The organism is Arenimonas sp. (assembly GCF_019459675.1).
Lineage (GTDB): Bacteria > Pseudomonadota > Gammaproteobacteria > Xanthomonadales > Xanthomonadaceae > Arenimonas.
Genome location: NZ_JAIBFH010000455.1, coordinates 1 through 3,525 on the forward strand (window position 1 = coordinate 1; position 3,525 = coordinate 3,525).

General features: G+C 71.2%; 4 protein-coding genes. 2 read left to right on the top strand and 2 right to left on the bottom strand.

Going from position 1 to position 3,525, the window contains the following annotated elements; translation table 11 throughout:
- A partial coding sequence (locus K0M70_RS15025) for an EAL domain-containing protein (RefSeq protein WP_290783317.1) occupies positions 1–1,409 on the top strand: 1,409 nt, incomplete at its 5' end.
- Positions 1,410–1,415: 6 nt separating this feature from the next.
- Here the strand turns inward: K0M70_RS15025 and K0M70_RS15030 are convergent.
- Entirely contained in the window at positions 1,416–1,652 is a 237-nt protein-coding gene (locus K0M70_RS15030) for a hypothetical protein (protein ID WP_290783318.1), read from the bottom strand.
- 92 nt (positions 1,653–1,744) lie between these two features.
- Here K0M70_RS15030 and ubiA point away from each other — a divergent pair, with 92 nt between their 5' ends.
- Positions 1,745–2,653: a 4-hydroxybenzoate octaprenyltransferase gene (gene ubiA / locus K0M70_RS15035; protein ID WP_290783320.1), complete on the top strand. Its 909-nt coding sequence runs from the start codon at positions 1,745–1,747 to the stop codon at positions 2,651–2,653.
- Here the strand turns inward: ubiA and K0M70_RS15040 are convergent.
- The gene (locus tag K0M70_RS15040; RefSeq protein ID WP_290783322.1) at positions 2,650–3,348 is read right to left on the bottom strand and encodes a ComF family protein; all 699 of its coding nucleotides are present in this window, start codon (positions 3,346–3,348) and stop codon (positions 2,650–2,652) included. The genes ubiA and K0M70_RS15040 overlap by 4 nt on opposite strands.
- Between the last annotated feature and the right edge of the window lie 177 nt (positions 3,349–3,525).

The following is a 3,525-nucleotide window of genomic DNA, read 5'->3' on the forward strand; positions in this document are numbered from 1 at the left end:
GCGAAATCTGGCTGCGCATCACCGGCCGGCTGGAGCTGCGCGACGGCGTGCCGTATCGCATCACCGGGCTCACCCAGGACATCACCGAAGAACACGAGGCGAGCGAGCGGATCGAACAGCTGGCGCACTACGACATGCTGACCAGCCTGCCCAACCGTTTCCTGTTCCGCCAGCGCGCCGACGAGGCCATCGCCGCCGCGCGACGCGACGGCAAGCCGCTGGCGCTGCTGTTCCTGGACCTGGACCGCTTCAAGTTCGTCAACGACACCCAGGGTCACGAGGCTGGCGACCGCCTGCTGCAGGAAGTGGCCGGCCGCCTGCGCGCCTGCGTGCGCGCCAGCGACACGGTGGGCCGGCTGGGCGGCGACGAGTTCCTGGTGCTGCTGCGTGAAGTGGCGCGGCCTGAGGACGCGGCCATCGTGGCGCGCAAGATCATCGCCGCCATCGGTGAACCGGTGGAACTGGGCGGCGTGGAGGCCAAGGTGGGCTGCAGCATCGGCATCGCCCTGCTGGGCGAGAACGAGGGCACGCTCGACAGCCTGCTGCGCGCCGCCGACACCGCCATGTACGCGGCCAAGGAAGCCGGCCGCAACACCTACCAGTTCTACAGCGACAGCTTCTACGACAAGGTCCGCCGGCGCGTCACGCTGGAACAGGAGCTGCGCAGCGCCCTGGTCCGCGACGAGTTGAGCCTGGTTTACCAGCCCACGGTGAAAGCCGCCGACGGAAGCGTGACGGGCGTGGAAGCGCTGCTGCGCTGGCGCCTGGCCGACGGCGAGCTGCGCTCCCCGGCCGAATTCATCCCCGTGGCCGAGGAAACCGGCGAAATCGTCGCCATCGGCCACTGGGTGCTGGAACAGGCCTGCCGGCAGGCGGCGGCCTGGCATGCCAAGGGCCTGGCGTTCGGCCGCATGGCGGTGAACGTGTCGGCGGTGCAGCTGCGTCGCGCCGAGTTCGCGGCCGAAGTGGTCGAGGTGGCCCAGCGCTGCGGCTGGCCCACCGAACGGCTGGTGCTGGAGCTGACCGAGTCCACCCTGATGGCCGACAGCGACGTGCTTCGGCGCGCGTTCGAGCGCTTCCGCGCCCACGGCATCTCGCTGTCGATCGACGATTTCGGCACCGGCTTCTCGAACCTGGGCTACCTGCACCGCATCCCGCTGCGCAGCCTGAAGATAGACCGCAGCTTCGTCAGCCAGCTCCAGACCCAGGCCAACATGCCCGAGCTGACCCACGCGGTGGTGCAGCTGGGGCACGCGCTGGGCCTGGCCGTGGTGGCCGAGGGCGTGGAAACGCAGGAGCAGCTGCAGATGCTGCGCGCGCAGGGCTGCGACGAGGCCCAGGGCTATCTGTTCACCCGCCCCCTGGCCCCGCCGGAGCTGGAAGCCTGGCTGAGCGCGCAGGCCTCCTGAGCCCGGTCAGCGACGCGGCGCGTACACCGCGGCGTGGATGCACGACATCACGCTGATAACGAACCAGCCGAAAGGCAGCAGCGACAGCGTGATCAGCCAGGTGATGGCGAAGGCCACGCAGGCCAGCGCGAACCACGTGATGGCCCAGAGCAGGCGACCCTGCACCAGCTGGCCCAGGCCCGGGATGAAAAAGCTGCAGATCGCGGCAATGACGTTGCCGGTGGAACCCTGGTTCGAGCTCATCGTGCTGGCTTCCTTCGTGCGGGGGGTCAGCAACCAAGATGGGGCGTAGTGCCGCCGGGTTCAAGCCCGGGGCGCTCTGCTAGGCTTTGCCGATGTCCTACGAACGCTATTCCGAACCCGTTCCCGAACGTGCGCCCAAGTCCTGGCGCAGCCAGCTGCCGCACTACTGGCAGCTGGTGCGCGGCGACCGCCAGGTGGGCACCCTGCTGCTGCTGTGGCCCACGGCCTGGGCGCTGTGGCTGGCCGCGGGCGGCGTGCCGCCGCTGGGCACGCTGCTGATCTTCGCTGCCGGCGTGTGGCTGACGCGCTCGGCCGGCTGCATCATCAACGACTACAACGACCGCTGGCTGGACCCGCACGTCGAGCGCACCAAAAACCGCCCCCTGGCCACGGGCGCCGTGTCGCCCCGCGAGGCGCTGGCGCTGTTCGCGCTGCTGATGGCGGTGGCGTTCGCCCTGGTGCTGCTGACCAACTGGCTGACCGTGGCGCTGAGCGGGGTGGCGGTGGTGCTGGCAAGCACCTACCCACTGCTCAAGCGCTACACCTACCTGCCCCAGGTGTACCTGGGCGTGGCCTTTGGCTGGGGCATCCCGATGGCGTTCGCGGCGGTGCAGGGCACCGTGCCGGCGCTGGCCTGGCTGCTGTTCCTGGGCAACCTGCTGTGGACCACCGGCTACGACACCTGGTACGCCATGGTGGACCGCAAGGACGACCTGCGGGTGGGCGCCAAGTCCACCGCCATCCTGTTCGGCGAGTCCGACCTGACGGCGCTGGGCGTGATTTACGCCGGCTTCTTTTGGGCGATGTGGCTGGTGGGCGCGCGGGCGGAGCTGGGCCTGCCTTACCAGGTGTCGCTGGGCGTGGCGCTGTTGGTGGTGCTGGCGCAGTTCTGGATTGCCCGCGGCCGCGGGCGCGAGGCCTGCTTCACCGCGTTCCGCCTCAACCAGTGGGTGGGCCTGGCGCTGTTCGCAGGCATCGCCGCCGACTTCGCGCTGCGCTAGGGCACCCGCGCCGCCACCCACAGGTCCACCCGGGCCACCCCGGCGCGCAGCAGGGCGCGGGTGGCTTCGGCCAGCGTGGCCCCGGTGGTCATGACGTCGTCCACCAGCGCCACGTGGCCGGGCAGGGCGCGGGGGTTGGGGGCGGAAAAGGCGCTGCGCACGTTGTGCCGGCGCGACGCGGCGTCGAGTTCGGACTGGGGCGACGTGGCGCGCACGCGCCGCAGCAGGTCGTCGCGCAGCGGCAGGCCGAGCGCGCGCGCCAGCGGCCGCGCCAGCTCCAGCGCCGGGTCGTCGCCGCGCTGGCGCAGGCGCGCAGGGTGCAGCGGCAGCGGCACCAGCGCGGGCGGCCGGGGCGCGTCGGCCAGCTCTTCGGCCATCAGCTGCGACAGCAGGCGCCCGGCCGCGAGGTCGCCGTGGAACTTGAAGCGCGGCAGCAGCTGGTCGGCCGGGAAGCGATAGACCAGCACCGCCCGGCTGGCCGTGAACGGCGGCGGCTGGCGCAGGCAGGCGCCGCACAGCCCGGCCACCGGCAGCGGCAGCGCACAGCGGGCGCAGGCCACGCGGTTGAAGGGCAGGTCGGTGCGGCAGGCCCCGCACAGGTCCTGGCCGCGGCTGCCGGGCTCGCGGCACACCAGGCAGCGCGCCGGCAGCAGGGCCAGCCCCAGGCGATGGCCGAAGGCGGCAAGCCGGCTCAAGGCGCACCTGCGCAATGCTGCAGGGCGTCAACCTTTGGGCCGGGCGTTTGGTTGACAGGGCTGGGCATGCTCACCAGACTCCTTGATTCCATTGCCTTCCGCCGTCAGGGTTCGACCATGCCTGCTGTCATCCGCCACGACTGGACGCGCGACGAAGTCCTCGCCCTGTTCGACCTG

What these genes read in the sequence shown, in the direction of transcription:
- ubiA (WP_290783320.1), top strand. Translation starts at nt 1,745, where the DNA reads ATGTCCTACGAACGCTATTCCGAACCCGTTCCCGAACGTGCGCCCAAG.
- K0M70_RS15030 (WP_290783318.1), bottom strand. Translation starts at nt 1,652, where the DNA reads ATGAGCTCGAACCAGGGTTCCACCGGCAACGTCATTGCCGCGATCTGC.